Below are 24,844 nucleotides of genomic sequence, written 5' to 3' on the forward strand. Positions count from 1 at the left end.
CCGCATTGATGGTGTTTTGTTGTGGTTGCTGCTGTACTTGCACTTCTGGCGGCGGAATAAATGGTGGCGGTGGGGCCAACAGTTTCGGCGGCGGTGGTGGTGGCGTATCAGGTGGCGGTGGCGGAGGTTTTACCTCTTCCACGATTTTAGTCTCCATTGGCTTTTGGATGATCTGAACGATCTTGGTCCCTAAGCCATTGAGCAGTGCATACAACAGCACTAAATGAAATGCTAAAACCAGCCCCATGCCGAGGAACTTCTTACCTGGCTCTTGCTGGCGATTTGAAAAATCCATTAAAACTCCTCCCGAACCACAAGTTCTACTTCTACTATTTGACCCAAGTCAAAACGTCTCACACAAAAAAATAATTATAAATGTTACCGCGCACTGTACGGGACACAAATTAAACAATGACACGCAAAACCATTTATTAATTTACTGATAGAGGAAACACCAAAATATAAGTCGTGTTTTTAACCAAAAACGACTCACACAATTTTGCACCCATCTATTTTCTATCGTCCAATTTGCAGAATATGGAATGACAAGCGATAACAAAAAATCCACATCTTATTCTAATAGCTTATTTCTACTTACATTTGCCTATTTTTGTCATTTATCTCGCAAGATAAAACAATCTCAAAAAAAATGTACGTGAAGCATTTTAGAAGCGGCGACAAAAGAACGACTCACAAAAGCACCGATAACACGTGCATTGGCGAGCTTTGTTACAACCAACAAATCAACGTAACTTAATGTAAATAAACTTTATTTTTGCATTTATTTTTGAAAATTTTTGCGCCAAAATTTTCCAAAGGCGCATAAAACCATTTCCAGATACCAACTGTCAATACTTTAGCCGCCTTGGTTCGCGAAAAAACAACAGAGCGCATTTTGCCAAAAAAAAAGAATAAAAGGAAATGCATATTTTTGTGCCTTGCAGCATAAATTTGGTGCAAGACTAGCCGATACGTTGCCAATTTCCGTGAAATTTGCTGTTTAGAGAGGAAAAACAAATAATATTTCTTTTTATGCACTATGCAACAATAAAACTGGCTTAAATTTAGTCGCCTCAAGATAGATTTTTAATGCAGGACCGCAAAAAAAAATATGTCTAACGATCAAAAGATCCATTTCCGCGCTGAATAAAAAAAATTTGCCCATTTTCAGTGCAAGTAAAAAAATGAAAAATATGTATAGAGGCTCCCTTGTAAGCAAAACATCAGTTAAGGTAACGGCGCATCAGACACACCGTTCCTCAGAAACAGGTAAGCAGGAGTATTAGCAGCATGAAATTTCACGTTTCATTTCAACAAAATCAGATCCACCCAGTACAATCGCCCTCCATGCTAAAAAGTACTTGTCGCCGCGTTATCGACTCATTACTGGCACTCTCTTTTTTGCTGTGCGCCCCCCCACCAGTCATGGCACAAAACGCAACGGGCACGGTAGATGCAGCGACTCAGCCCACATTCGCTGATCCCAATAAAGTATTGAGGACCATTTTTCCCGTAGCTGAAACCGGATTTGATCCGGTTGGTGTCCGTGATTTATATTCGCATGCCATTGTTGAGGTCGTGTTTGAACGTTTATACGGCTACGACTATTTAGCCAGTCCAGCAAAGATTATTCCGCAAACAGCAGATGGACTACCTGACATTTCAGTCGATGGAAAAACCTTTACCATTAAGTTAAAAAAAGGCATTTATTTCACGCCTGATGATGCGTTCAAAGGAAAAAAACGCGAATTAACTATGAATGACTATATCTATTCGATTAAGCGTCTGATGGACCCTCGGGTCGCTTCTGCCCACAGTTGGCTTTTTGAGCAAAAGATCGTTGGTCTTGATGAAATAGTCGCCAAGGCTAAAAAGACGGGTAAATTTGATTACGATGCAAAAATTCCGGGGATAGAAGTTCTCGATAAATATACCGTACGGCTACACCTACTACGCCCTGACTTTAATTTAACCATGATCTTCTCGCATCCAGCAACATCCGCAATGGCACGTGAGGTGGTCGATAAATACCAAGATGTACAAGGCCTGGTGATGGCTAACCCTGTTGGCACTGGGCCCTATAAGGTCACAGAATGGGTGCGTGGCTCAAAAATTATCTTAGATGCGAAACAAGACTATCGCAGCGTTTATTGGGATTTTCAAGGCGGTAATAATGCAGAAGACAAAAAAATTACCGCAGCAATGCATGGCAAACGCATCCCGCAAATTGGGCGCATTATTATTAGCGACGTACTAGAAGACCAATCGCGTTTACTTGCATTCCAAAAAGATGAAATTGATCTATTTCAGCTTTATGGCGGCCTCGCACCGCAAGTCCTTCACGATGGAAAGTTAAAACCTGAATTTCAACAAAAAGGAATCCAGCTTTCACGCATTGTCGACCCAGAGTTGACGGTTTACTATTGGAATATGCGAGATCCAGTTTTTGGCGGTTTTTCTAAGGAAAAAATAGCTTTACGTCGTGCCATTGCAATGGCACACAATGTGGAAGATGAAAATCGCATCGTTGAGAATGGCGAGGCAGTTCCACTCGAATACCCTATTCCACCCGGTGTCGTCGGCTACGACCCAGAGTATAAGAGTAGCATTCAATATGATCCCGTTGCTGCAAATGCCCTATTAGATAAGTTTGGGTATAAAAAAGGGGCTGATGGCTACCGACATTTACCTGATGGCAAACCCTTTTATATTAATTACACGTCACAAACAGAATCACGTGGTCATTTGCAGGCAGAGGTCTGGAAAAAAACCTATGACAGCATCGGCATAAGGATGAATGCTGACTTCCGCCCCTTTGCTGAAATCCTTAAGGCGGAGAAGGAGTGCCAGCTAACACAACGGATTGCACCGTGGATTGCTGACTACCCCGACGGCGACAATTTCATGCAGCTATTTTATGGTCCGAATATTCATCTCAATAATAACGGGTGTGTGGCAATTCCTGAATACGATAAGCTTTATGAACAGTCGCAAAAATTACCCGCAGGCCCTGACCGCGATGTGCTGTACCACAAAATGGCGCGCATCATGGAGGTCTACTCCGCACAGCGCATCGGCTATGCCCGCTACCGCAATATGCTGTCACAACCACGTGTCATTGGATACAAAAAACATCCGGTCATGATAACGGAGTGGATGTATATCGACATTGATAAAAATAAATAATGGATAAAAATAATAAACAATGCACTCACTAAATGATGAACTCACTAAGTAATTGAGTAATTAAGTACACAATTCTTTGAGTAACGACGTAACGCATCAATTAACGGACGTATCACACTGTACTTCGTAAAGCGAAGTTTACAATGTAGCAGCAAAGACGTCTGTTCGTATTCCAGCGAATGACACAATACATAAGTATCAAACCAAGAGTCAAAGCGAGATCCTCTCATGATTGCCTATATCATCCGCCGTTTATGGCAAATGGCACCGACCATGCTCGGCGTTATTTTGCTGGTATTTTTCCTGTTTAACTGGGTGGGTGGCGACCCCGCCTATATTCTTGCAGGAAAAATGTCCAACCCTGCACAAATTGCCAATATCCGCCAACAACTGGGAATCGATCAACCATACTATATCCAGCTATGGATTTTCATTAAACAAATTGTGACCTTTGATTTCGGAAATAGCTGGAGTACAGGTGAGCCAGTGTCATCCATTATTTTGACACGCCTCGGACCCTCAATGACGATTTTGCTCCCTTTAACCGTTTTAGAAACACTGACTGCGATTGCACTCGCGCTAGCAATCGCATTCCGTCGGGGCTCATTCACTGATCGCGCTGTCATGATTGCCTGCACCATGGGTATGTCCGTCAGTATTTTGGTATACATCATTGTTGGCCAATATTTTTTCGCGTATCAATTCAGTTTTTTTCCAGTGCAAGGTTGGGGAAATAGCTTCACTGAAAATTTATTTAAGTTCTCAGCGTTGCCGATCCTAATCGGACTCGCTGTCAGCGTCGCACCAAGTCTACGTTTATTCCGCACGTTTATTCTGGATGAAGTGAACCAGGACTATGTTCGTACTGCACGTGCAAAAGGCGTTTCCGAGCATCGTATCAAATGGGTACATGTACTGCGGAATGCTGCCATTCCCATCATTACCTATGTGATGTCCAACCTTCCCGCTTTGTTAATTGGCGCATTTTTAATCGAGCGTTTTTTCTCCATACCTGGCATCGGGCGCGAAGTGATCCTTGCGGTTGAACGCAGCGACTTTCCGGTAATTAAAGCGATTACTGTCTACGTCGCTGCAGCCACAATGCTCTTTAACTTGTTGACCGATCTTCTGTATCAAGCAGTTGATCCACGCGTTCAATTGAAATAGGAATAGAACATGAATCAAACGCTTCAACAATCGCTATCGACGAACGCGGCACCACAAGAACAAACATCACCGGGATTATGGGCGCTGGCATGGCGCCGTCTCAGAGCGGATAAAGTCGCCATGATTGCCTTGGCGATCGTGGCAGCGTTTCTTGCAACGATTCTACTTTCATCAACAGGTCTCATTGCTGCTGATTGGGAACAAGAAACGGCTGTTTCTTACGCACCGCCAACGTGGACCGCCAGTAGCACAGAATTCATAGACAATACTGCCGCTATCGCACAATCGACCGGTACACCATCCGCTAAAGCAACTGTTGCAGATAATCCGCTCGACCCTTTGCGCGATGTAATTAAAAGCTTACGTCAGCAAGAACATGGCGCGTCCAATACCGTACAGAATGACTATGGCATCGTCGATCCGTTAGAAAAAGAAATGACAGAAATTAGGCTAGCTCAGGCTAAATCCGGCAAAGCCAAAGTAACGACTCGTGCTGTAACGCTGCCATTTGGTGCGGATAAATGGGGTCACGACATCATCAAAAAAACGATCAAAGGTGCAGAGACGTCGATTTTGGTCGGGATTATTGCAGCATTTTTGGCTACCTTATTAGGAACCATATTTGGCGCAGTCGCTGGGTATTTTGGTGGGCGCACCGATGACCTATTCAATTGGTTCTATAGTATTTTTACCTCAGTGCCCTACCTGCTACTGATTTTATCTGTCGCCGCTGTGCTCCAACAAAAAGGGATTTCAACCATTATCCTGATCCTTGCACTGACCGGATGGACGGGGCCATTCAGATTAATGCGTGCAGAATACATGAAGCATAAAACACGTGAATACGTCTGGGCAGCAGATGCAATTGGCGCTTCACACTGGCGAAAAATGTTCGTTCATATTTTTCCAAATGTCAGCCATGTAGCATTAGTGCAGGTGTCAATTCTGGTAGTGGGTTTTATTAAGTCAGAGGTTATTCTGAGTTTTCTTGGTTTTGGTGTACCAGTGGGAACCGTTTCGTGGGGCAGCATGCTCAATGAAGCACAGAATGAACTCATCCTCGGCAAGTGGTGGCAGTTGGTAGCAGCAACCGCAGCAATGGCAGTGTTAGTCACCGCCTTTTCTCTGTTTACCGATGCCTTGCGCGATGCGCTTGACCCTAAGCTGAAATAAGGATCAACATGAACAAGATTTCATACCTCCCCTCCCCTATTCTACTGAAGGTAGAAAACCTGCGCATCTCTTTTCGCGTGACAAAAAAAGAGAGCGTCGAAACTGTCAAAGGTATTTCATTTGAAATTCCTTACAATACAACCGTTGCATTAGTGGGCGAATCAGGCAGCGGTAAGTCTGTCAGCTCGCTTGCTGTCATGGGGCTGTTGCCACGAGACACATCTACTATTTCTGGTGACAGTGAAATTACTTTTGAAGGAAAAAGTTTACTAACGTTGAGTGTCGATGAACGGCGTCAATTATGCGGCAAAGATATCTCGATGATCTTTCAGGAACCGATGACCTCACTCAACCCCGTATTTACGGTTGGGTTTCAGATTGCCGAGGTATTGCACCTACATATGAATATGGATGCAAAACAAGCGCGCGCTCGTGCGATTGAGCTGCTCGAAGAAGTCGGTATTCCTGATCCAAAAAATAAGATCGATGCCTATCCTAGTCAGATGTCGGGTGGACAGCAACAGCGCGTCATGATTGCGATGGCAATTGCGTGCGAACCAAAGTTATTGATCGCCGACGAACCAACTACCGCCCTCGATGTCACCATTCAAAAACAGATTATCGATCTGATTAACGCCTTGCGTATCAAACGCCAGATGTCTGTATTATTTATCACGCACGATTTAGCGTTGGTCGGCGAAATTGCGGATCATGTCGTTGTGATGCGTCATGGTGAAATACGCGAAGCGGGATCCGTTGAGCAAATTTTTGAGCGCCCCACTGACACATACACACAAGCCTTGTTACATTGCCGTCCAAGCCTCGATAGACGACCATGGCGCCTCCCTGTCATTAGTGACTTTATGAACAATAACGGGGTATTACCGGAACAAAAAGAACGTACTCGCGGCCTCTCAGGTAACGAAGAAATTATCCTCGATGTAAAAAATCTTAGTATGAGTTTTTATACGCGCGAAGGATTTTTTGGCAAAAAAGAATTTAAAGCCGTTGATCAGGTGTCATTTAAACTGGCACGTGGAAAAACACTGGGTGTGGTTGGCGAATCCGGCTCTGGCAAGACCACCGTTGGCTTGAGTCTACTACGCCTGCATCAGGCGACGGGTGGGCAAGCAATGTTTGATGGCAAAGACATTCTGTCCATGTCAAACAAAGAGTTTTTACAATACAAGCGCCGTATCCAAATTATCTTTCAAAATCCTTACGCCTCCCTCAATCCACGCTTCACTATCGGACAAATTCTGATGGAGCCAATGCTGATTCATCGCATTGGAAATAGCGATGGCGAACGCGCAAAGCTGGCGCAACAATTACTCGACAAAGTCGGACTTCCCGCTGCAGCATTCCATCGCTACCCACATGAGTTTTCTGGTGGTCAGCGTCAGCGTATAGCGATTGCGCGATGCCTAACGATGAAACCTGAGGTGCTCGTATGCGATGAGTCGGTATCGGCGTTAGATGTTTCGGTGCAAGCACAAGTACTAAATTTATTACAGGATCTACAAGAAGAATTCGGCCTGTCGTATATCTTCATTTCGCACGATTTGGCCGTTGTAAAATATATTGCTGATCAAGTCATGGTGATGAACAAAGGTAAAGTAGTAGAACTGGCGAACGCGGATGACTTATATCACCACCCGCAACAGGCTTACACCAAAACCTTGCTTGGCGCCATTCCGCGTGGATTGCAGCATGCCTAAAACTCTCGCACTGATCCGATCTTTTCAAACTATCTCACCTCTCATTAAACAACAATTGGCTGACAGCTTGAATGATTATTTAGCAAGATGCCAATAAGTTAAGATAATATTGACAACATCTATATTGAATGTCCTTGATCAATCCGCACGCGAAGTTGTCACAAGTAAAGCAATCAACAATGGATAAACCGATAACCATAGTATGGAGCCACGATTGGAGTCTTTAAAAAAATTATTCGCAGAATTGACACCAGCGGTCGATTTTTGTTCGATGCGGATTGTGGATGAGCGTAGTGAAGATATCAGCGTGCGACAAAACATCTTGCAACCTTTGACCAGCGCTCGCAGTCACGGCGCCATGATTTCAGTCATACATCAAGGTGGTTATGGCTACGCGGCAACCAGCGATTTGTCGCGCAACGGCATCCAACAAGCAATCAGACGTTCAAGCAACTGGGCAAAAATAAGTGCGGGTAAGTCAGTCACGGATTTTAGTGCCATCCCCCAATCTGCAGCACAAGGAACATATCAGGGGCCGGCATCAAAGCCATGGTCCAGAGCAGATATGATTGGACTGTTAATGCAAGAGTCAGCAACATGTCATATTGACGACCGTATTGTCGACTGGGGTGCCGCTGCGACGAGCATTCGTACAGACCAATGGTTTTTCAGCAGCAACGGCGCTGATATCTACCAGCACTTTGATTACCTGATTCCCAACATCAGCGTTACGGCCCACCATGGAAACGAGACGCAGACACGCACACTTGGTGGTCAGTACAATGGTTTTTGCCATCAAGGAGGCATTGAAATCTTACAGCAGGCAGGATTTTATGGGGCGGGGATAAAGATCGCACAAGAGGCCATCGATCTATTAAGCGCCCAAAATTGTCCTTCTGGCCACATGGACTTATTATTACTGCCAGAACAAATGATGTTGCAAATTCACGAATCAATCGGGCATCCCCTAGAACTGGATCGGATTCTTGGTGACGAGCGTAACTTTGCCGGAACCAGCTTTGTCACGCCAGAGATGTTTGGACATTTTCAATATGGTTCAGCACTACTGAACGTCACACATGACCCGCAGAGAGCGGAAGAGTTCGCCAGTTATCGCTGGGATGATGACGGAACCCCAGCCGAAAAAACTTGGTTGATTAAGGATGGCATCTTGCAACGCCCTCTTGGCAGTGCGCTCTCACAGGCACGTTCAGGGATGGCAGGTTTGGCGAACTCGCGTGCCTGCGACTGGAATCGGCCTCCGATCGACAGAATGGCAAATTTAAATATTGAACCTGGCGAAAGTAGCTTGCAACAGATGATTGCGTCTGTCGAACATGGCGTTCTCATGAATACGAATGTGTCTTGGTCGATTGATGACTCTCGCAATAAGTTTCAATTCGGCTGTGAATACGGGCGTCTAATTGAAAACGGTGAACTCACTGGTCTGATTAAAAATCCAAATTATCGTGGTATTTCAGAGAGCTTCTGGCGTTCACTAAAAATGGTCGGTGATGCCTCGACATACGCAGTCATGGGAACGCCATTTTGTGGCAAAGGAGAACCCTCTCAAGTCATCCGCGTTGGTCACGCATCACCAGCGTGCTTATTTGACCAAGTTGAAGTATTCGGTGGTGAATTATGATGCAGGATTATTTTCGCCAATTGGTATCCTTTCTTCAGTCTCAGATTACTCCGTCTGAGCAATTTACGTGCTGGTTATCCGCTGAAGAAACTGATTTCGTCCGATTTAACCGCAGTGCAATCCGACAACCCGGTCACGTTGCGCAAATCATCTTGCGCGTGCAACTGCTCATCGGTCGTAGACATGCCAGCAGCAGTGTCAATTTATGCGACCAGATGGAGCAGGACTATAGTGCGCTGATTGAAACATTGGCCCTCTTGCGTGAACAACTAAGGGATTTGCCAGAAGATCCACACTTGCTCATGACAACAGAAGTTCGCCATTGCAGCCATATCCAGAGGTCATCGCTACCACCGACTCAAGATATGGTGAATGAAATTCTGGAAGCAGCACGCGGACTCGATATGGTTGGCATCCTAACTACTGGGACCCAATACCGTGGATTTGCGAACTCACAGGGACAACAAAATTGGTTCGAAACACACAATGTCAATGTTGACTGGAGCTTGTTCCATTCAGGTGATAAGGCAGTCAAGTCGAACTATGCCGGTTTTGAATGGGATACCAAAGAATTTCAGCAAAAATTTGATGCTGCCAGAAAGCAACTTGCGTTATTCGCGTTGCCTGCAATCAGCATCCCACCTGGGAGCTACCGCGCCTATCTGACACCAACAGCACTCAATGAACTGCTAATGATGCTGAACTGGGCTGGTTTTTCTGAAAAATCCTTGCGTACGCACCAGAGTTGCCTGCGTCGGTTACAAGCGAAGGACGTCAGTCTGCATACGGATGTTTATCTTAGCGAAGACAGTCTCGCTGGCTTGGAGCCTGTTTTTCAGTCGCAAGGTTTTATCAAGCCAGATTCCATCGAACTCATTCGGGCTGGCGAGCTATGCGGCAGCATGATTTCGCCACGTACAGCAAAAGAATACGGCATTCAAAGCAACGGCGCTAATCCCGATGAGTCGGCTAAGTCCTTACGGATGCGGGGTGGAACGATACCCATGAATGAGGCGTTACAACAATTAGGAACCGGCATCTATATCAGTAACTTGTGGTACCTGAATTTTTCAGATCGCACCAATTGCCGTATTACCGGGATGACTAGATTTGCCAGTTTCTGGGTAGAAAATGGTGAAATCAAAGCTCCACTCAACGTCATGCGCTTCGATGAATCGCTTTTCAGGATCCTAGGCGACGATCTTGTCGCATTAACCCAGGAGACGGAAACCATCATGGATGATCGCTCTTACGGTGAGCGACATACCGGTGGCGCTATCTTGCCGGGGGTCTTACTTAAAGCAATGCGTTTTGTGCTGTAACTGTCTGCGGGATCAGTATCAGAGCTGCTTTATCTGCTATTCTGCTGCGCGTTGAGAATACGCTAACAAGACATCGGTGCGGCATTGTTATTGCTACACCTACAATCGTAAATCGGACGGTCGTGCGATTTACGATTAAATATACCATATTGAATCTAAATCAAAAAAATAGGGACAGGTATCACATCGAACCTAGCTTTGATACTCGTTATACAGAAAGGATTTGTTTCAATATGATGAACTTAGTATTTGCCCGATTCGCGCTTAACAACTACAATTCCGTCCTATTGTCGTGAATCTGATTGAACGGAAGCAATAAACATCTGTCGATAATGACTTTAACCACTGCAGCATGGTGGACAAAAGCGTTTCAGATGAGTTCTGACAAGGATGTACGAACAAGGTTTCGCTCACATAGGAATCCTGAATTAATTAGGTAGGTCTTACGCAAATCTGCCACAGCGGCATGAAGGAAACGTTTGTGCGAGGCCTATGAGTAAAGCTTGAGTGATGCTGCTGAAACCGAAAAGGCTGGCAACCGCACTACAAGCAAAAACCACAGTGTAATATTAACGCGGTTCTTGAAGGCTTTTTGCTCTGCAGCCCGCATCAGTATTACGAAAATACCTGGAGTCAACATGGCATTTCTGCAAGGCAAAAAAATTCTGATCACTGGTCTGCTGTCCAACCGCTCTATCGCTTACGGTATTGCGCAGGCTTGCAAGCGCGAAGGCGCTGAGCTGGCATTCACCTACGTAGGTGAACGCTTTAAAGACAGAATCACCGATTTCGCTGCAGAATTTGACAGCAAACTGGTGTTTGATTGTGATGTCGCCAGCGACGAACAAATTGACGCCGTTTTCAAAGATCTCGGACAACACTGGGATCACCTCGATGGCCTCGTGCATGCGATTGGCTTTGCACCACGTGAAGCGATTGCGGGTGAATTTCTGGACGGATTTTCACGTGAAGCATTCCGTATCGCGCACGACATCTCTGCATACAGTTTCCCAGCGATGGCAAAAGCAGCACTGCCAATGTTGCGCGAAGATTCTGCTTTGCTGACCTTGTCCTATCTCGGCGCCATCCGTGCAATCCCTCACTACAACACCATGGGCTTGGCCAAGGCCTCATTGGAAGCATCTGTACGCTACCTAGCTGAAAATCTTGGTAAAAAAGGGATTCGTGTCAATGGCATTTCCGCTGGCCCAATCAAAACACTGGCAGCCAGTGGCATCAAGGACTTCGGCAAACTCTTAGGCTTTGTGGCCGAACATGCACCACTTCGCCGCAACGTCACGATTGAGGATGTCGGCAACACAGCCGCCTTCTTGTTATCCAATCTGGCTAACGGTATCACTGGTGAAATCACCTACGTTGACGGTGGATTCTCACATGTAATGGGTCTGAACGCTGAATCCTACAGCCAGTAATCCAGCAAGTCATCGGAATCACATTACGGAATAGAAAAGCTGCAAGTAATTGCAGCTTTTTTTCTTTGGGATACGAGGGTGGTAATCAAGTTTCAATCCTATGCCAATAAAGATCCATCAGGAAAAAATCATCGGACTAAATGCTTTTGCTGCAATCGCAATCATGTCACCGACTTTCATTCGCTCCGCTTCATCCTTTGCTGCAATCACCTCAACAATATCTTGCCCGACCAGCAGTGACAAAACATAGATAACATCCTCTTTACGAATTGCCAGCACTTGTGCTTGCAATTGGAATTTGCCATGCACTTGCTGCTGCAAAAAGACGGATGATGGTGAGCCTGAACGGACGACCTTTCCATCTTCAATGACGAACACCTGCTGCGATAATTTAAATACTTCAGCGATATCGTGGCTGACCAAAATCGTCGTTAATCCAAATTCTCTGTGAAGCGCTAATAATTCATCCTGTAACTGTACGCGCAACGTCATATCCAGCGCAGACAAAGGCTCGTCAAGCAAGAGCAGTGGCGACTTACCCTTAGCGACGCCGTATAAAACACGCCCTAACGCCCGCGCCAGTGCAACGCGTTGTTTCTGTCCGCCAGATAAACTCGCCGGCAGGCGATCTCTTAATGCACTCAGGCCGCTCAATTCCAGCAAACGATTGAGTTGTGGTGAAAGCGTGTTCTTTTGGATTGACGATTGACGCATACCATACGCCAGGTTTTCTGCCACCGTGAGGTTAGGAAATAACGCATAGTCTTGAAACACGATACCAAGCGAACGCTGTTGCGGAGTTAGTGCAATTCTTTTTTGATCGTCAAACCAGATATCGCCAGCAACTTCGATGGATCCACCATCTGGATGCGTCAGTCCAGCCAACATTCTCAATACGGTCGTTTTACCCACCCCAGATGGGCCAAAGAGCGTAACAAAAGCACCGCGCTCAATCTCCATCCGGACATCCAACTGCACGCGACCCGTGGCTGCAACCAGCTCTTTGCGACATGCAATCCTGATCATGGGCTCACCATCCACGAACGAACCAGATTAGCGTGACGACGGTTGAGCAAATAGACAATCAGCAAAATACTAAAACTCAGCACAAATAGCACGCCCGCATACACATGGGCAGCAGAATAATTGAGGCTCTCAACTTCATCGTAAATCGCAATCGATGCAACCTTACTGACACCTGGAATATTGCCACCAATCATTAAAACGACACCAAATTCACCAATCGTATGCGCAAAACTTAAAACGACACCGGTCAGTATCGCTGGCTTAATATTTGGCAACAGAATGTGCGTCAGGCTGTACCAATCTGACTTACCCAGCGCGCGGGATGCCTCAAGCAAGTTGGACGGTAAATTTTGCAAGCCAGCCTGTATCGGATGAACCATAAAAGGTAAGCTGAAAATCATCGATCCAATCACGAGCCCAGCAAAACTAAAGACTAGCTTAAGATGTAAATAGTGCTCTAGCCAATGGCCAAAAGCTTGCTGTGGACTGAACGCCAAAAGTAGATAAAATCCGAGTACTGAGGGCGGCAAGACTAATGGCATACTCACCAAGGTTTCCATCACTGGCTTGAGTTTACTTTTTGTCAGAGCGATTTTGTAAGCCAACGGCACACCGCATACGATCAGCAAGCAAGTGGTAATGGCAGCTAATTTAAACGTCAGCCAGAGTGGTTGCCAATCGAGATCTGTCATAACAATTCCTCTCTTTCTGTGACGAGTTGAATTGTCATTTCATTGGACTTAATCAATGCCTCAACCTGATCGCCGATAGCTAACCGTAGACGATGTGTGGAGCGGCTAGTGATCACTGAGCTGATCATCACCCCGTTAGCGACCTCATTCGTTAATCCTTCGACGACAATGACAATACGGGTAAGAATTTTACCCGTTTCGATATCAAGAATCCGACCTGGAATACGATTACGCAGACTGATCTCACCCTGCAGATTTTTTGCAATCGCCACTTCGGTTTCTTTAAATAAAACCGTGACCTCACGCCCAGTCACCCAGGCAGCAAGTTGCCCAGGATTTCCTAGAAGCGTTGCCGACAATTGCAAGCGGCCTGCTGCGACATCCACCAGCGCCACGCTTCCATGGGTTTCAACTGCCGCGATGGTTCCAGCAATCTGGTTCATGGGAGAAGATAGCCATAGCGTTCGAAAATACTACGCGCCTTGGCCGAATATAAGAAATCATAAAATTGCTGCGAAGTTTTGGCATGATGCTCTTTGCCGTAGTTCAGTACAACCGCACCTTGTGCTATGGGTTGATAAGACGACTTTGGTATATCGCTCCACTTGCCCTTGCCTTGCATTTCCGGCGAGAGAACGACAGACTTTGCCGTAAAACCGACATCTACCGCCCCCGAATGAATATACTGGTTAGTTTGCGCTATACTCTCGCCAAAAACCAGCTTAGGTTGCAAGATCTGGTCGAGTTTAAGTGCAGTCAATACCTTCATCGTTTCACGCCCATAGGGTGCAGCCTTCGGATTTGCAACGCCAATGTGGGTGACTTGATTGCCCGTCAATATTGCTTGCCAATGGCTCAGATCAATATTTTTTGTTGTCCACAAGACTAACGCACCATATGCATACACTTTCGGCGCACCAGTCGTCATGCCATCCTTATAAAGTTTCTCAGGAAACTCCATGTCAGCGGATATAAACACATCAAAAGGTGCACCATTGCTGATTTGTGCCACGAATTTACCGGAAGAATTGATCGTCCCAAGGGCATCATTGCCGGTCTCTTGTTTAAACGCCGTGCGCAATTCCTCAAACGCATATTGCACGTTGGCGGCAACAGCCACTGAAATACTCTCAGCCTTGACGACTCCGTAAAGGCTAGATAAAAAAGCAAATAATATCGAAATAACCAGATTTTTAACTTTCAAATTCATCTCCATCGACTACACTATAGTTTAATAGCAAAATATCATGTATTTAGCCATTGTACAGTGCGTTTAAGTTGTACATGCAGCCTATCAGGCTCTCTTATCTTATTCAATCAAAGCTATGACGATATCTCTACCGCTTTCTACGACTAGTTTATCCAGTCGCTCTATTGTGAAAGCTTTCGCTGCCTTTGCAACCGTTATTTTAACGATGCTAGGAACATCCTGCGTTTCAGCCAGCAATACTGACTGCAAAACGCCATGGCCTGAATGGGAACAATTCAAACGCACCTTCATTACCACTGATGGGCGCGTAATTGATCACAGCAGCAACATCAAGCATACTGTTTCCGAGGGACAGGCTTATGCCATGTTTTTTGCGCTAACGGCCAATGACAGAAGCAGCTTTCAGAATTTATTGACATGGACAGAAAATAACCTAGCCAATGGCGACTTAACTACTCACCTGCCCGCCTGGCAATGGGGACTACGACCGGACAATAGTTGGGGAATCATCGATAACAATTCAGCTTCTGACGCCGACCTATGGATTGCGTACACACTCGGAATCGCCGGTGATGCATGGAGTGATAAACGCTACGCCGCCCTCTCTACCTTAATAGCGAAACGTATTCTCAATGAGGAAACCGCCGATGTTCCCCAACTGGGGCTAACACTTTTACCGGGCCCCCGGGGGTTCGCTTTATCCAATAACCAATGGAAGCTCAACCCTAGCTATACGCCATTGCAACTTCTGCGATGGTTTGATCACAACGACAAAGACCCGCGCTGGAAAAAACTACAGTCGTCGTCGCTCAAAATCATTCTTGGTGCATCCCCCAAAGGATATACTGCCGACTGGATACGCTATCATCCTGATCAAGGGTTTATGCCAGACCTACAAGGATCCGAACAAGGCAATGGTGGTTACAATGCTATCCGAGTTTACTTATGGGCTGGCATGCTAGCCGACAAAGATGGCGACCGTGCCACCTTACTAAAAACATTGCAGCCAATGGCAACACTGACTGCAAACAAAGGATACCCACCTGAATTTATCGATATTGTGACGGGTGAGGCAAAAAACGCCGGTAGCAGTGGATTCTCTGCTGCACTGCTGCCTTTTCTGTATGAAAGCAAAAACCTCAAAACCTTGCAGCAACAGCAATTGCGCTTGCGAGCGCAACCAATCAAATCAGACCATTACTATGACCAAGTACTTGCTCTGTTTGCACAAGGTTGGATGAACCAACGTTATCGCTTCCAAACGAACGGTACTGCAGAACTCATCTGGCAAAATAGTTGCAAAAGCAAAAATTAAGCGCCAACAGTGCAGCGTCTCAAAAAAAAGTGCGGTTTTTCTCAAAATCATGTATCATTCCGTTTTTGCACTGCAATAAATCGCAGCAAAAGAACTGTAGCATCGCAAGCCTGTGCACATCCTTAGTGGATGGTGCATGTAAAAGCCCTCCCGCCCTGCATGTCTAGTTTCACCAAAGACATCATCCCGGCGCAAAGCTTTTGTGCCGAAATCTCATTGTCGTCCGTTGTTGGATTTTCTGTGTTCATTTCGTTTGGTTGGCGCTGCATTTTTGCGCGCGTTACGTTTGCATCGCGCTAAATTTTTACGAAAGAATTCCATGAGTTTTGAAGCACTAGGCCTCCACGTTAACCTGATCCGCGCATTGACTGACTCCGGCTACACCAAGCCAACATCGGTACAAGAGCAAGCTATCCCTGCTGCGATTGAAGGTCGTGACCTGATGGTCTCCTCCCAAACTGGCTCCGGTAAAACAGCAGCATTCATGCTGCCAGCTTTACACAAATTGATTTCCGCTGAAGTTGTCAGCTATGACAGCAGCAAAACACCTAACCAAGAACGTCAATCAGCACGTTCCCGTGGTGATCGTCCACGTTTCGTCGCTGCAAAACCAAAAATGTTGGTATTGACGCCAACCCGCGAACTGGCTTTGCAAGTAACAACAGCAACTGACAAATACAGCGCTTATTCACGTCGCATTAAAGCTGTGTCGATTTTGGGTGGTATGCCTTACCCAAAACAAATGCAATTATTGTCCCGTAATCCTGAAATTCTGGTGGCAACACCAGGTCGCCTGATCGACCATATGGAATCCGGCAAAATCGATTTCTCCGAACTGCAAATGTTGGTTCTGGATGAAGCAGATCGCATGTTGGACATGGGCTTTATCGACGACATCGAAAAAATCGTTGCTGCTACACCTCCAACCCGTCAAACCATGCTGTTCTCTGCAACATTGGATGGTGTCGTTGGTAACATGGCGAAACGGATCACGACTGAACCTTTGATCGTTCAGATCGCTGGCTCTGCTAGCAAGCATGAAAACATTCAACAAAAAGTTCACTTCGTGGATGATTTGTCACACAAAAATCGTATGCTGGATCACCTGTTGCGTGACGTTTCTGTTGACCAGGCTGTCGTATTTACAGCAACGAAGCGTGATGCAGATACGATCGCTGATCGTCTGAACATCGCTGGTTTCGCTGCTGCAGCTTTGCATGGCGACATGCATCAAGGCGCACGTAACCGTACTTTGGACGGCTTACGTCGTGGTCAGATCCGCGTATTGGTAGCGACTGACGTTGCTGCCCGTGGTATCGACGTGCCAGGCATTACTCACGTATTTAACTACGATTTGCCAAAATTCCCAGAAGATTACGTTCACCGTATCGGTCGTACTGGTCGTGCTGGCCGTAAAGGTCTGGCAATTTCATTGGTCAATCATGCTGAAGGCATGCATGTTAAACGCATTGAACGCTTCACTAAACAATTGATTCCAGTCGACGTGATTGAAGGTTTTGAACCAAAGAAAACAGCAGCACCTTCACGCTCATCAACAGCGCGTAAGCCGACCGGATGGAAACCAGGCGATAGCCGCAAAACTGGCAATAACTTTGGTAGCAACAAGCCAGCACAACGCTCTTTCAGCAAACCAGCTGGTGCAGGTAACGGCAACGGTACTGGTTCCGGTCCTCGCAAAGAAGGTAGCGGCGGCTACAAAGGCAATCGTTCGAACGAAGGCAGCACTCGTCGCTCATTTGGCGACTATTGATCAGCCCAGCTGCTCAGTTAGCTGCTCAGTTAGCTGCTCAGTTAGCTGCTCAGTTAGCTGCTCAGTTAGCTGCTCAGTTAGCTGATATAGCAAATATCAGATAAGCGACATCATCAAAAAGCGATCACTCAGGTGGTCGCTTTTTTTATACTCCAGAGAATAACAATGCAACATCCATCCTAACAACAGCGGGCGTATAATCATTTTTTTGATCTCTCCACATTCGTTCTATGACAACATCTCTTGAGCCGCCTGTACGCCTGACCTCGTTCTCACATGGTGGCGGCTGCGGCTGCAAAATTGCCCCGGGCGTCTTATCTGAAATTCTGAAAAAATCCACTGGCTTTCCAGTTCCGAAAGCATTAATGGTTGGTATCGAGACATCAGACGATGCTGCTGTCTACCAACTCAATGATGAGCAAGCCCTGATTGCAACAACCGACTTTTTCATGCCGATTGTGGATGATCCGTTTGATTTTGGCCGTATTGCCGCAACCAATGCTATTTCTGACGTTTATGCCATGGGTGGCACACCGATCATGGCATTAGCCTTGGTCGGCATGCCCATCAACAAACTACCATTAGACGTCATCGGTAAGATTATCCAAGGTGGCGAATCGATTTGTGCGGAAGCGGGGATCCCCATCGCTGGTGGTCATACGATTGATTCCGTCGAACCGATCTACGGTCTAGTGGTACTGGGATTGATCCATCCATCTAAAGTAAAACGCAATGCTGACGCAAAACCAGGCGACAAATTAATTTTAGGCAAACCATTAGGTGTCGGCATCTTGTCTGCTGCGCTGAAAAAGCAAGCATTGGATGAGGCTGGTTACACCAGCATGATCACCAGCACCACCAAACTCAACCGTCCAGGTCAACATTTATCACAGTTGGCAGGTGTCAATGCGATGACCGATGTCACAGGCTTTGGCTTGCTTGGCCATTTGCTCGAAGTCTGCCGTGGTGCGAAAGTACAAGCGAACCTACGAATGAAAGACATTCCACTCTTAAGCAACGTTGAACAACTTGCAACGGAGGGATTTATCACCGGTGCGTCAGGAAGAAACTGGGCAGCCTACGGTGAAGATGTCAGGTTAAGTAACGAAATTACGCCAGCACAACAGGCTTTATTGACCGACCCACAAACATCTGGCGGCCTGCTCGTTTCTTGCGATGCCAGCGCTGTAGAGAACGTATTAGCACTTTTCCGCGAAGGTGGCTTCTTTGAAGCTGCCGTGATTGGTGATATTGTTGCAGGATCACCAATTGTTGAAGTTAACCCCTGATGTTTTTGATATTGTCCACACCATGAATCAATTAGAACAACTCAAGCAATACACCACGGTCGTCGCTGATACAGGCGACTTTCAGGCAATCAAGGCTTACACCCCACGTGACGCGACCACCAATCCTTCTCTGATTTTGAAAGCCGTTCAAAAACCAGAATACAAGCATTTGCTAGAAAAAGCCGTTGCAGATACCGCAGGTAAAACCATCGACGAAACGATCGATCATTTGCTCATCGCTTTTGGTCTGCAAATTCTGAACGAAATTCCAGGTCGCGTCTCGACAGAAACTGACGCCCGCCTCTCGTTTGATACAGAAGGAACAGTGGCTAAAGGTCGTCAATTGATCGCAATGTATGAAGCGGCCGGCATTTCTCGTGAACGCATTTTGATTAAGATTGCATCCACGTGGGAAGGTATCTGCGCAGCAGAAATTCTGGAAAAAGAAGGCATCCGCTGCAATATGACCTTGTTGTTCAGTCTGGCGCAAGCAGTCGCATGCGCAGAAGCGGGTGCTCAACTGATTTCTCCGTTCGTCGGTAGAATTTACGACTGGTATAAAGCAAAAACGGGCCAGGAAATTTTCGGCGCGGACGATCCAGGGGTGTTGTCTGTCAAACGGATCTATTCTTACTACCGTAAGTTTGGCTATAAAACAGAAGTCATGGGCGCAAGTTTCCGCAACACCTCACAGATTCTGGAACTGGCGGGTTGTGACCTATTGACGATCAGTCCTGATTTATTACAAAAACTGGCTGACTCAAGTAGTACCGTCACACAAAAACTGAGCAAAGAGCTGGCTCAACAATCCGATGTCACTCAAATCGACATGAATGAAAAAGTGTTCCGCTTCCAGTTGAATGAAGATGCGATGGCAACAGAGAAATTATCAGAAGGTATCCGTGCGTTCTGCGCTGATACGGTCAAGCTGGAACAATTGATTATTGCGCTCCGCTAATTCAATCAATTCCATTCAAATCAGCATCGTCTGACAACATAGGGATAGCTTCGCTGTCCCTATTTTTTGTTTGGCGAACAGGATCACACACCATTACCTTATTAAATGCCATGAAGAAAATTCTTGACCTTAACACATGGAATCGTCGCGAGCATTACGCTTTTTTCTCAGCGTTAAGTGAGCCATTTCACGGCATCATTGCTGACGTCGACTGCACAAAAGCGTATGCCTATTGCAAGCAAGAACAGCAGTCTTTTTTCTTGTATTACCTGCACAAAACGCTCAAGGCCATCAATCAGACTCAAGCCATGCGTTATCGGATTGAAGATCAGCAAGTCGTCATCTATGACACGATTCATGTCAACGCCACGATCAGTCGTGCTGATCAAACTTTCGGCTTTTGTCCTATTTATTTTAAGGAGGATTTTGCAGAATTTGCCACTGCAGCTTATGCAGCAATGCAAATAATCAAAGAGAGTAGCGGTTTATGTTTTAACGACGAATGCGCACGGAATGATGTGATTCATTTCTCTGCCATGCCATGGATCAAGTTCAGCGGCATCACGCATGCACGTCAGCTTGACGGACGTGATAGCGTACCAAAAATCTCCGTAGGAAAATGTGCGCCGCAAAATGGGAAAATGCTGATGCCGGTAGGAACCTTTGTTCATCACGGGTTAGTCGATGCCTACCATGTGCATCAGTTTCTTGAAAAATTACAAAAGGAACTTGAGGCTTAAGCTCACACCTCACCAGCCAGCGTTTTTTCGACGCCACGGTTTGCCAATTGATCCGCACGCTCGTTACCTGGATGCCCAGTATGGCCACGCACCCAGCGCCAATCTATTTTATGCATTGACCGCGCAGCATCTAAGGCTTGCCATAAGTCGACATTTTTGACAGGTGCTTTAGAGGCAGTTTTCCAGCCCTTCGCCTTCCAGCCACTAATCCATTCAGTGATACCTTTGAGAACGTACTGACTATCAGTATGCAAAGTGATGTCACACGGACGTTTAAGCGCGCCAAGTGCTTGAATCACGGCCATGAGCTCCATGCGGTTATTTGTGGTTTCTTTTTCCCCGCCACATAACTCTTTCTCTTTATTACCCGCCACTAACAGTGCGCCCCAGCCACCAACGCCGGGGTTTCCTTTGCATGCACCATCTGTATAAATTTCAATTTTATCCATGTTTTATTTTTGCTTTGTTTTTACTTTGTTTTTACTTTGTTTTTACTTTGTTTTTACTTTATTAGCGACGACAACGGCGTTTCCCCTCGCCAGACGCTTTTGTTTCCATGCAGGTCCGATGAGGTGCATGCCTCGCACACGTTTGACCGCCTGCACCATATACACGGCACCTAGGTAAGGCCACCATTTCTTTCCTGCATTTTCCATAAAATGGAAGCGTTGCAGCCATTTTTCAGAACGGCATGGTGGAACGTAGCATCCAAAAGTATGTTCACCAATTTCCATGCTTAATAATTTAAGCCAATCTTTCATCCGCGTAAAACTAATAAATTCACCTTCTTGCGGCAAAAAATAATGCTTGTTGAGTCGCCCCGCAGCCTGCCTTACTCCCCAGAAGCTCGCCTGATTGAAACCACTGATGATGACGCGACCTTCTGGTATCAATACCCGCTCTACTTCGCGTAACAGCTGATGTGGCTCATTGGCGAATTCCAACACATGCGGCAAGACGACCAAGTCAATACTCTGAGTTTCAAACGGCAACTCAGAAAAATCATGGACGACGACAACCGGACGTTGGGGTACCAGAAGAGATGATCCGGAAGGCGCATTTCCGACAGCATTGGTCAGCCAGCGGTTGGGCATGCGACTAGCAGCCAGGCCATTAATTTGTGGCATGCCAATTTGCACCGCATTGTAGCCAAAAATATCTACTGTGCGTTTTGCTAGTTGCGCCTGCTCCCATTCCAGCACATAGCGACCAACGGGTGACTCTAACCACGCAGCGAGGTCTATAATGTTCTTTTCCATTGATTCCATGTGTCTATGAAAAACTCTTTGACGATTTTGACAGTTCCTGCGTTTGCGGATAATTATCTTTGGATCATCCACAATGGAAAAAACGCCGTTGTGGTTGACCCAGGCGACGCAACCCCTATATTACATGCGCTGGACCAACATCAGCTTACATTATCAGCGATTTTACTGACGCATCACCACGCTGATCATATCGGCGGCGTACCAGCCTTATTAAAAAGCAACCAAGGCATGCAAGCAATTCAGATCTATGGTCCTGCCAACGATGGTATTTCATGCATAACCAAACCCGTTGGCAACAATGACAGAATAGCACTGACTGACCTTGGACTACACTTAACCGTGATCGAGGTACCTGGTCATACGGCAGGTCATATTGCTTATTTCGCACCAGATCAGCATTGGTTATTTTCAGGTGATACCTTATTTGCTGGTGGCTGCGGTAGATTGTTTGAAGGCACGCCCGCACAAATGCTGAACTCTCTCGACAAATTAAGCCAATTGCCGAACGACACTGTAGTCTATTGTGCGCATGAGTACACACTATCTAACTTACGCTTTGCCCTCGCGGTTGAGCCAGACAACCTCGCTCTGAGTCAACGCATGCTCAGCGAACAAACTAAGAGAGATCAGGGGATTCCGACCGTTCCAACGACGATTGGCCTTGAGAAGGCAACCAATCCTTTTTTACGCAGTCGGGAAACAAGCGTCATTAACGGCCTACTAAAACAAGAAAAAATTGTCAAAACGAATGACGAGGTCGCCAATTTTGGCGCATTGCGCGAATGGAAAAACCATTTCGCCTGACTTGCACCTCCACAACAGCCTTTAATTAACCGCTCCGTGACGATCGTCGTTTAATAATCAAGAATCGACGGAGCCCCCATCTCTACTACACGTATGCAACAACAGATCCAACAAACGACCACCCTCGCCTTATTCTGCAAGGTTGTCGATAATTATGGCGACATTGGCATCTGCTGGCGTTTTGCTCGCCAACTTGCCCATGAACATGGTATTGCCGTCAATCTCTGGGTCGACGATCTGGTCAGTTTTAAACGCCTCTGCCCCGACGTCCGCACTGATCGTGTTGCGCAAATTGTCGATGGTATTGACGTGACCCACTGGAGAGATCAAAACGGTGTATTTGCCCCGCAAGAGATCGCGGACATTGTCATCGAATTTTTTGGTTGCGATATTCCACCTGGCTATATTGCTCGTATGGCGCAACGCGACACACGTCCACTTTGGTTCAATTTTGAAGGATTAAGCGCAGAAGAATGGGTAGAAGGCTGCCATACATTGCCGTCGCCCCACCCATCTTACTCACTGACCAAGTATTTCTTTTTTCCTGGTTTTACCAATAAAACTGGGGGACTGATGGTCGAGCGCGATTTACGCCATCAGCGCCAACAATTTCTGCAAGACCCAGCCCAAGTCGCTACGTTCTTGTCAGGATTAGGTGTAACCAACACAGAACAGGATAACCTAAAAATATCCTTATTTTGCTATCCACACGCCCCCCTCACATCGTTGTTCACTACATGGAAAACCGGTAACACAGCAATCACCTGTCTCGTCCCAGAGGGCGTTGCCAGAGAAGCCGTTGAGCAGTTTCTTGGACAAACGGCAACACTAGGTGCTCATGCAACCCATGGGGCGCTGACACTGCGTGTGATTCCTTTTTTGCCGCAACCAGACTACGATCGCTTGCTTTGGGCTTGCGATCTGAATTTTGTGCGAGGCGAAGACTCTTTTGTCCGCGCCCAATGGGCAAACAAGCCATTTATCTGGCATATCTACCCTCAGGATGAAAACCTGCATCACATTAAACTCAAGGCATTCCTGCTGCGCTATACAGCCAAAACGGCACATCTGAGCAGACTTGCTCTGATCTGGAATGATGCTGAAAGTGCAAACAACGAGTGGGATGAAATCAGCCGCACCTTACTCGACGAATTACCAGAGATCACCCAGATGTGCACGGAATGGGAGCAAGAAATGCTCAAAAATGGCAATTTCAGCACTAATTTACTCAAGTTTGCCGCTACTCTTGCTTAATTACTGCCTAAAAATGGGGTAAAATATGCGGTTAATTTTTACCGTATTTTCAAATTCAATCGGACGTGGGCTTGCAGGGCTTTTACCAGTAGGCAACAGATGATTTTTATGCAATCACCTTTTTACGTATATTTACTATGAAACCTGCAAAAGAAATTCGTGTTGGCAACATTATTATGGTCGATAGCAAGCCTATGATCGTTTTGCGCTCTGACGTTAACGGTTCAAGCCGCACGGGCTTCACCTACAAATGGAAGATGAAAAATCTTCTGACAAACAGCCCACAAGAATCCGTATTCCGTGGCGATGACAAGTTTGACGTTGTTGTTCTGGACAAAAAGCCAGTGACTTATTCTTACTTCGCTGATCCACTGTTCGTGTTCATGGACACCGACTATAACCAATACGAAATCGAAGAAGAAAACTTGGGCGAAGCGCTGAACTACCTGAAAGACGGCATGGAATGCGAAGCAGTTTTCTACGACGGCAAAGCAATCTCCGTAGAATTGCCAACAACAATCGCTCGCCAAGTGGTGTACTCTGAGCCAGCAGTCAAAGGCAACACTTCGGGTAACGTATTGAAAGAAGCGAAAATCGAAAACGCGATCGAAGCACATCGCCACACAGTACAAGTTCCACTGTTCGTGAGCCAAGATGACGTTATCGAAATCGATACACGTACCAACGAATACAAACGCGTTGTCCGTAACTAAGATTGCGTTAAAAAAATAAAAACGCCGCAGTTTTTGAACTGACCCCATTTAGTTGGACAGTTTAATTGCTATGCTACTAAGGGCTGATTTCTGTATTGCACAGGACTCAGCCCTTTTAATTTCATTTTGATGCGGTCATGATTATAGTATCGAATATAGG

The 24,844-nt window shown here is 46.2% G+C and carries 22 protein-coding genes and 1 pseudogene; 15 read left to right on the forward strand and 8 right to left on the reverse strand.

The window, feature by feature from the left end; all coding sequences use genetic code 11:
• Positions 1-295, reverse strand: a pseudogene (locus ACO0KV_RS17050) (energy transducer TonB); the annotation flags it as partial.
• 995 nt (positions 296-1,290) lie between these two features.
• Between ACO0KV_RS17050 and ACO0KV_RS17055 the strand changes: the two are divergent.
• The 7 genes from ACO0KV_RS17055 to fabI all read left to right on the forward strand — a co-directional run bounded on the left by ACO0KV_RS17055 (position 1,291) and on the right by fabI (position 11,644).
• A complete protein-coding gene (locus ACO0KV_RS17055) occupies positions 1,291-3,186 on the forward strand; it encodes an ABC transporter substrate-binding protein (RefSeq protein WP_423044149.1) in 1,896 nt (631 codons plus the stop codon).
• Between the two features lie 228 nt (positions 3,187-3,414).
• On the forward strand, positions 3,415-4,353 hold the full coding sequence (locus tag ACO0KV_RS17060; protein ID WP_423044151.1) for an ABC transporter permease: 939 nt from the start codon (positions 3,415-3,417) through the stop codon (positions 4,351-4,353).
• 9 nt (positions 4,354-4,362) lie between these two features.
• Positions 4,363-5,526 (forward strand): ABC transporter permease, encoded by a 1,164-nt coding sequence (locus tag ACO0KV_RS17065; protein WP_423044153.1) that lies wholly within the window; start codon positions 4,363-4,365, stop codon positions 5,524-5,526.
• Between the two features lie 8 nt (positions 5,527-5,534).
• The gene (locus ACO0KV_RS17070) at positions 5,535-7,244 is read left to right on the forward strand and encodes an ABC transporter ATP-binding protein (RefSeq protein ID WP_423044155.1); all 1,710 of its coding nucleotides are present in this window, start codon (positions 5,535-5,537) and stop codon (positions 7,242-7,244) included.
• A 271-nt stretch (positions 7,245-7,515) separates the two neighbouring features.
• A complete protein-coding gene (locus ACO0KV_RS17075; RefSeq protein WP_423044183.1) occupies positions 7,516-8,889 on the forward strand; it encodes a TldD/PmbA family protein in 1,374 nt (457 codons plus the stop codon).
• Positions 8,886-10,211: a TldD/PmbA family protein gene (locus ACO0KV_RS17080; protein WP_423044157.1), complete on the forward strand. Its 1,326-nt coding sequence runs from the start codon at positions 8,886-8,888 to the stop codon at positions 10,209-10,211. Before ACO0KV_RS17075 ends, ACO0KV_RS17080 begins: the two co-directional genes overlap by 4 nt.
• 638 nt (positions 10,212-10,849) lie before the next feature.
• The gene (gene fabI, locus ACO0KV_RS17085) at positions 10,850-11,644 is read left to right on the forward strand and encodes an enoyl-ACP reductase FabI (RefSeq protein WP_423044159.1); all 795 of its coding nucleotides are present in this window, start codon (positions 10,850-10,852) and stop codon (positions 11,642-11,644) included.
• A gap of 117 nt (positions 11,645-11,761) precedes the next feature.
• On the opposite strand, the gene ACO0KV_RS17090 is transcribed toward fabI, so the two are convergent.
• The 4 genes from ACO0KV_RS17090 to modA are packed head-to-tail and all read right to left on the reverse strand — an operon-like array spanning position 11,762 to position 14,566.
• Positions 11,762-12,670, reverse strand: a complete 909-nt coding sequence (locus tag ACO0KV_RS17090) for an ABC transporter ATP-binding protein (RefSeq protein ID WP_423044160.1) — start codon at positions 12,668-12,670, stop codon at positions 11,762-11,764.
• On the reverse strand, positions 12,667-13,362 hold the full coding sequence (gene modB, locus ACO0KV_RS17095; RefSeq protein ID WP_423044162.1) for a molybdate ABC transporter permease subunit: 696 nt from the start codon (positions 13,360-13,362) through the stop codon (positions 12,667-12,669). The genes ACO0KV_RS17090 and modB overlap by 4 nt, the downstream gene beginning before the upstream one ends.
• Positions 13,359-13,805, reverse strand: a complete 447-nt coding sequence (locus tag ACO0KV_RS17100) for a TOBE domain-containing protein (protein ID WP_423044164.1) — start codon at positions 13,803-13,805, stop codon at positions 13,359-13,361. The genes modB and ACO0KV_RS17100 overlap by 4 nt, the downstream gene beginning before the upstream one ends.
• Positions 13,802-14,566 (reverse strand): molybdate ABC transporter substrate-binding protein, encoded by a 765-nt coding sequence (gene modA / locus ACO0KV_RS17105; protein WP_423044165.1) that lies wholly within the window; start codon positions 14,564-14,566, stop codon positions 13,802-13,804. Before modA ends, ACO0KV_RS17100 begins: the two co-directional genes overlap by 4 nt.
• Positions 14,567-14,687: 121 nt before the next feature.
• Between modA and bcsZ the strand changes: the two genes are divergently transcribed.
• From bcsZ to ACO0KV_RS17130, 5 genes are all read left to right on the forward strand, one after another.
• The gene (gene bcsZ / locus ACO0KV_RS17110) at positions 14,688-15,887 is read left to right on the forward strand and encodes a cellulose synthase complex periplasmic endoglucanase BcsZ (RefSeq protein WP_423044166.1); all 1,200 of its coding nucleotides are present in this window, start codon (positions 14,688-14,690) and stop codon (positions 15,885-15,887) included.
• A gap of 319 nt (positions 15,888-16,206) precedes the next feature.
• Positions 16,207-17,658: a DEAD/DEAH box helicase gene (locus tag ACO0KV_RS17115; RefSeq protein ID WP_423044167.1), complete on the forward strand. Its 1,452-nt coding sequence runs from the start codon at positions 16,207-16,209 to the stop codon at positions 17,656-17,658.
• Positions 17,659-17,888: 230 nt separating this feature from the next.
• Positions 17,889-18,947, forward strand: coding sequence for a selenide, water dikinase SelD (gene selD / locus ACO0KV_RS17120; RefSeq protein ID WP_423044169.1), 1,059 nt, complete (start codon positions 17,889-17,891; stop codon positions 18,945-18,947).
• Positions 18,948-18,969: 22 nt separating this feature from the next.
• Complete coding sequence (gene tal / locus ACO0KV_RS17125; protein ID WP_423044185.1) at positions 18,970-19,905, forward strand: transaldolase; 936 nt, start codon at positions 18,970-18,972, stop codon at positions 19,903-19,905.
• A 110-nt stretch (positions 19,906-20,015) separates the two neighbouring features.
• On the forward strand, positions 20,016-20,645 hold the full coding sequence (locus ACO0KV_RS17130) for a CatA-like O-acetyltransferase (protein ID WP_423044171.1): 630 nt from the start codon (positions 20,016-20,018) through the stop codon (positions 20,643-20,645).
• 2 nt (positions 20,646-20,647) lie between these two features.
• On the opposite strand, the gene rnhA is transcribed toward ACO0KV_RS17130, so the two are convergent.
• Entirely contained in the window at positions 20,648-21,094 is a 447-nt protein-coding gene (gene rnhA, locus ACO0KV_RS17135) for a ribonuclease HI (RefSeq protein ID WP_423044173.1), read from the reverse strand.
• A 42-nt stretch (positions 21,095-21,136) separates the two neighbouring features.
• Positions 21,137-21,904: a class I SAM-dependent methyltransferase gene (locus ACO0KV_RS17140; protein ID WP_423044175.1), complete on the reverse strand. Its 768-nt coding sequence runs from the start codon at positions 21,902-21,904 to the stop codon at positions 21,137-21,139.
• 15 nt (positions 21,905-21,919) lie between these two features.
• On the opposite strand from ACO0KV_RS17140, the gene gloB reads away from it, so the two are divergent.
• The 3 genes from gloB (at position 21,920) to ACO0KV_RS17155 (ending at position 24,684) form a co-directional block, all read left to right on the forward strand.
• Complete coding sequence (gloB, locus tag ACO0KV_RS17145) at positions 21,920-22,717, forward strand: hydroxyacylglutathione hydrolase (RefSeq protein ID WP_423044177.1); 798 nt, start codon at positions 21,920-21,922, stop codon at positions 22,715-22,717.
• A 93-nt stretch (positions 22,718-22,810) separates the two neighbouring features.
• Positions 22,811-23,971 carry an elongation factor P maturation arginine rhamnosyltransferase EarP gene (earP, locus tag ACO0KV_RS17150; RefSeq protein ID WP_423044179.1) on the forward strand — a complete coding sequence of 387 codons (1,161 nt, stop codon included), beginning with the start codon at positions 22,811-22,813 and terminating at the stop codon, positions 23,969-23,971.
• A 137-nt stretch (positions 23,972-24,108) separates the two neighbouring features.
• Complete coding sequence (locus ACO0KV_RS17155) at positions 24,109-24,684, forward strand: elongation factor P (protein ID WP_423044181.1); 576 nt, start codon at positions 24,109-24,111, stop codon at positions 24,682-24,684.
• A gap of 68 nt (positions 24,685-24,752) precedes the next feature.
• Here the strand turns inward: ACO0KV_RS17155 and ACO0KV_RS17160 are convergent.
• The coding region (locus ACO0KV_RS17160) for an IS3 family transposase (protein WP_423042293.1) at positions 24,753-24,844 on the reverse strand (92 nt) is incomplete at its 5' end.

The organism is Undibacterium sp. RuRC25W (assembly GCF_049339825.1).
Classification (GTDB): Bacteria; Pseudomonadota; Gammaproteobacteria; order Burkholderiales; family Burkholderiaceae_D; genus Undibacterium.

What these genes read in the sequence shown, in the direction of transcription:
- bcsZ (WP_423044166.1), top strand. Translation starts at nt 14,688, where the DNA reads ATGACGATATCTCTACCGCTTTCTACGACTAGTTTATCCAGTCGCTCT.
- ACO0KV_RS17080 (WP_423044157.1), top strand. Translation starts at nt 8,886, where the DNA reads ATGATGCAGGATTATTTTCGCCAATTGGTATCCTTTCTTCAGTCTCAG.
- ACO0KV_RS17100 (WP_423044164.1), bottom strand. Translation starts at nt 13,805, where the DNA reads ATGAACCAGATTGCTGGAACCATCGCGGCAGTTGAAACCCATGGAAGC.
- ACO0KV_RS17055 (WP_423044149.1), top strand. Translation starts at nt 1,291, where the DNA reads ATGAAATTTCACGTTTCATTTCAACAAAATCAGATCCACCCAGTACAA.
- earP (WP_423044179.1), top strand. Translation starts at nt 22,811, where the DNA reads ATGCAACAACAGATCCAACAAACGACCACCCTCGCCTTATTCTGCAAG.
- tal (WP_423044185.1), top strand. Translation starts at nt 18,970, where the DNA reads ATGAATCAATTAGAACAACTCAAGCAATACACCACGGTCGTCGCTGAT.
- ACO0KV_RS17070 (WP_423044155.1), top strand. Translation starts at nt 5,535, where the DNA reads ATGAACAAGATTTCATACCTCCCCTCCCCTATTCTACTGAAGGTAGAA.
- ACO0KV_RS17075 (WP_423044183.1), top strand. Translation starts at nt 7,516, where the DNA reads ATGCGGATTGTGGATGAGCGTAGTGAAGATATCAGCGTGCGACAAAAC.
- gloB (WP_423044177.1), top strand. Translation starts at nt 21,920, where the DNA reads ATGAAAAACTCTTTGACGATTTTGACAGTTCCTGCGTTTGCGGATAAT.
- ACO0KV_RS17130 (WP_423044171.1), top strand. Translation starts at nt 20,016, where the DNA reads ATGAAGAAAATTCTTGACCTTAACACATGGAATCGTCGCGAGCATTAC.
- fabI (WP_423044159.1), top strand. Translation starts at nt 10,850, where the DNA reads ATGGCATTTCTGCAAGGCAAAAAAATTCTGATCACTGGTCTGCTGTCC.
- ACO0KV_RS17065 (WP_423044153.1), top strand. Translation starts at nt 4,363, where the DNA reads ATGAATCAAACGCTTCAACAATCGCTATCGACGAACGCGGCACCACAA.
- ACO0KV_RS17060 (WP_423044151.1), top strand. Translation starts at nt 3,415, where the DNA reads ATGATTGCCTATATCATCCGCCGTTTATGGCAAATGGCACCGACCATG.
- modB (WP_423044162.1), bottom strand. Translation starts at nt 13,362, where the DNA reads ATGACAGATCTCGATTGGCAACCACTCTGGCTGACGTTTAAATTAGCT.
- ACO0KV_RS17155 (WP_423044181.1), top strand. Translation starts at nt 24,109, where the DNA reads ATGAAACCTGCAAAAGAAATTCGTGTTGGCAACATTATTATGGTCGAT.
- ACO0KV_RS17140 (WP_423044175.1), bottom strand. Translation starts at nt 21,904, where the DNA reads ATGGAAAAGAACATTATAGACCTCGCTGCGTGGTTAGAGTCACCCGTT.
- ACO0KV_RS17115 (WP_423044167.1), top strand. Translation starts at nt 16,207, where the DNA reads ATGAGTTTTGAAGCACTAGGCCTCCACGTTAACCTGATCCGCGCATTG.
- selD (WP_423044169.1), top strand. Translation starts at nt 17,889, where the DNA reads ATGACAACATCTCTTGAGCCGCCTGTACGCCTGACCTCGTTCTCACAT.
- ACO0KV_RS17090 (WP_423044160.1), bottom strand. Translation starts at nt 12,670, where the DNA reads ATGATCAGGATTGCATGTCGCAAAGAGCTGGTTGCAGCCACGGGTCGC.
- rnhA (WP_423044173.1), bottom strand. Translation starts at nt 21,094, where the DNA reads ATGGATAAAATTGAAATTTATACAGATGGTGCATGCAAAGGAAACCCC.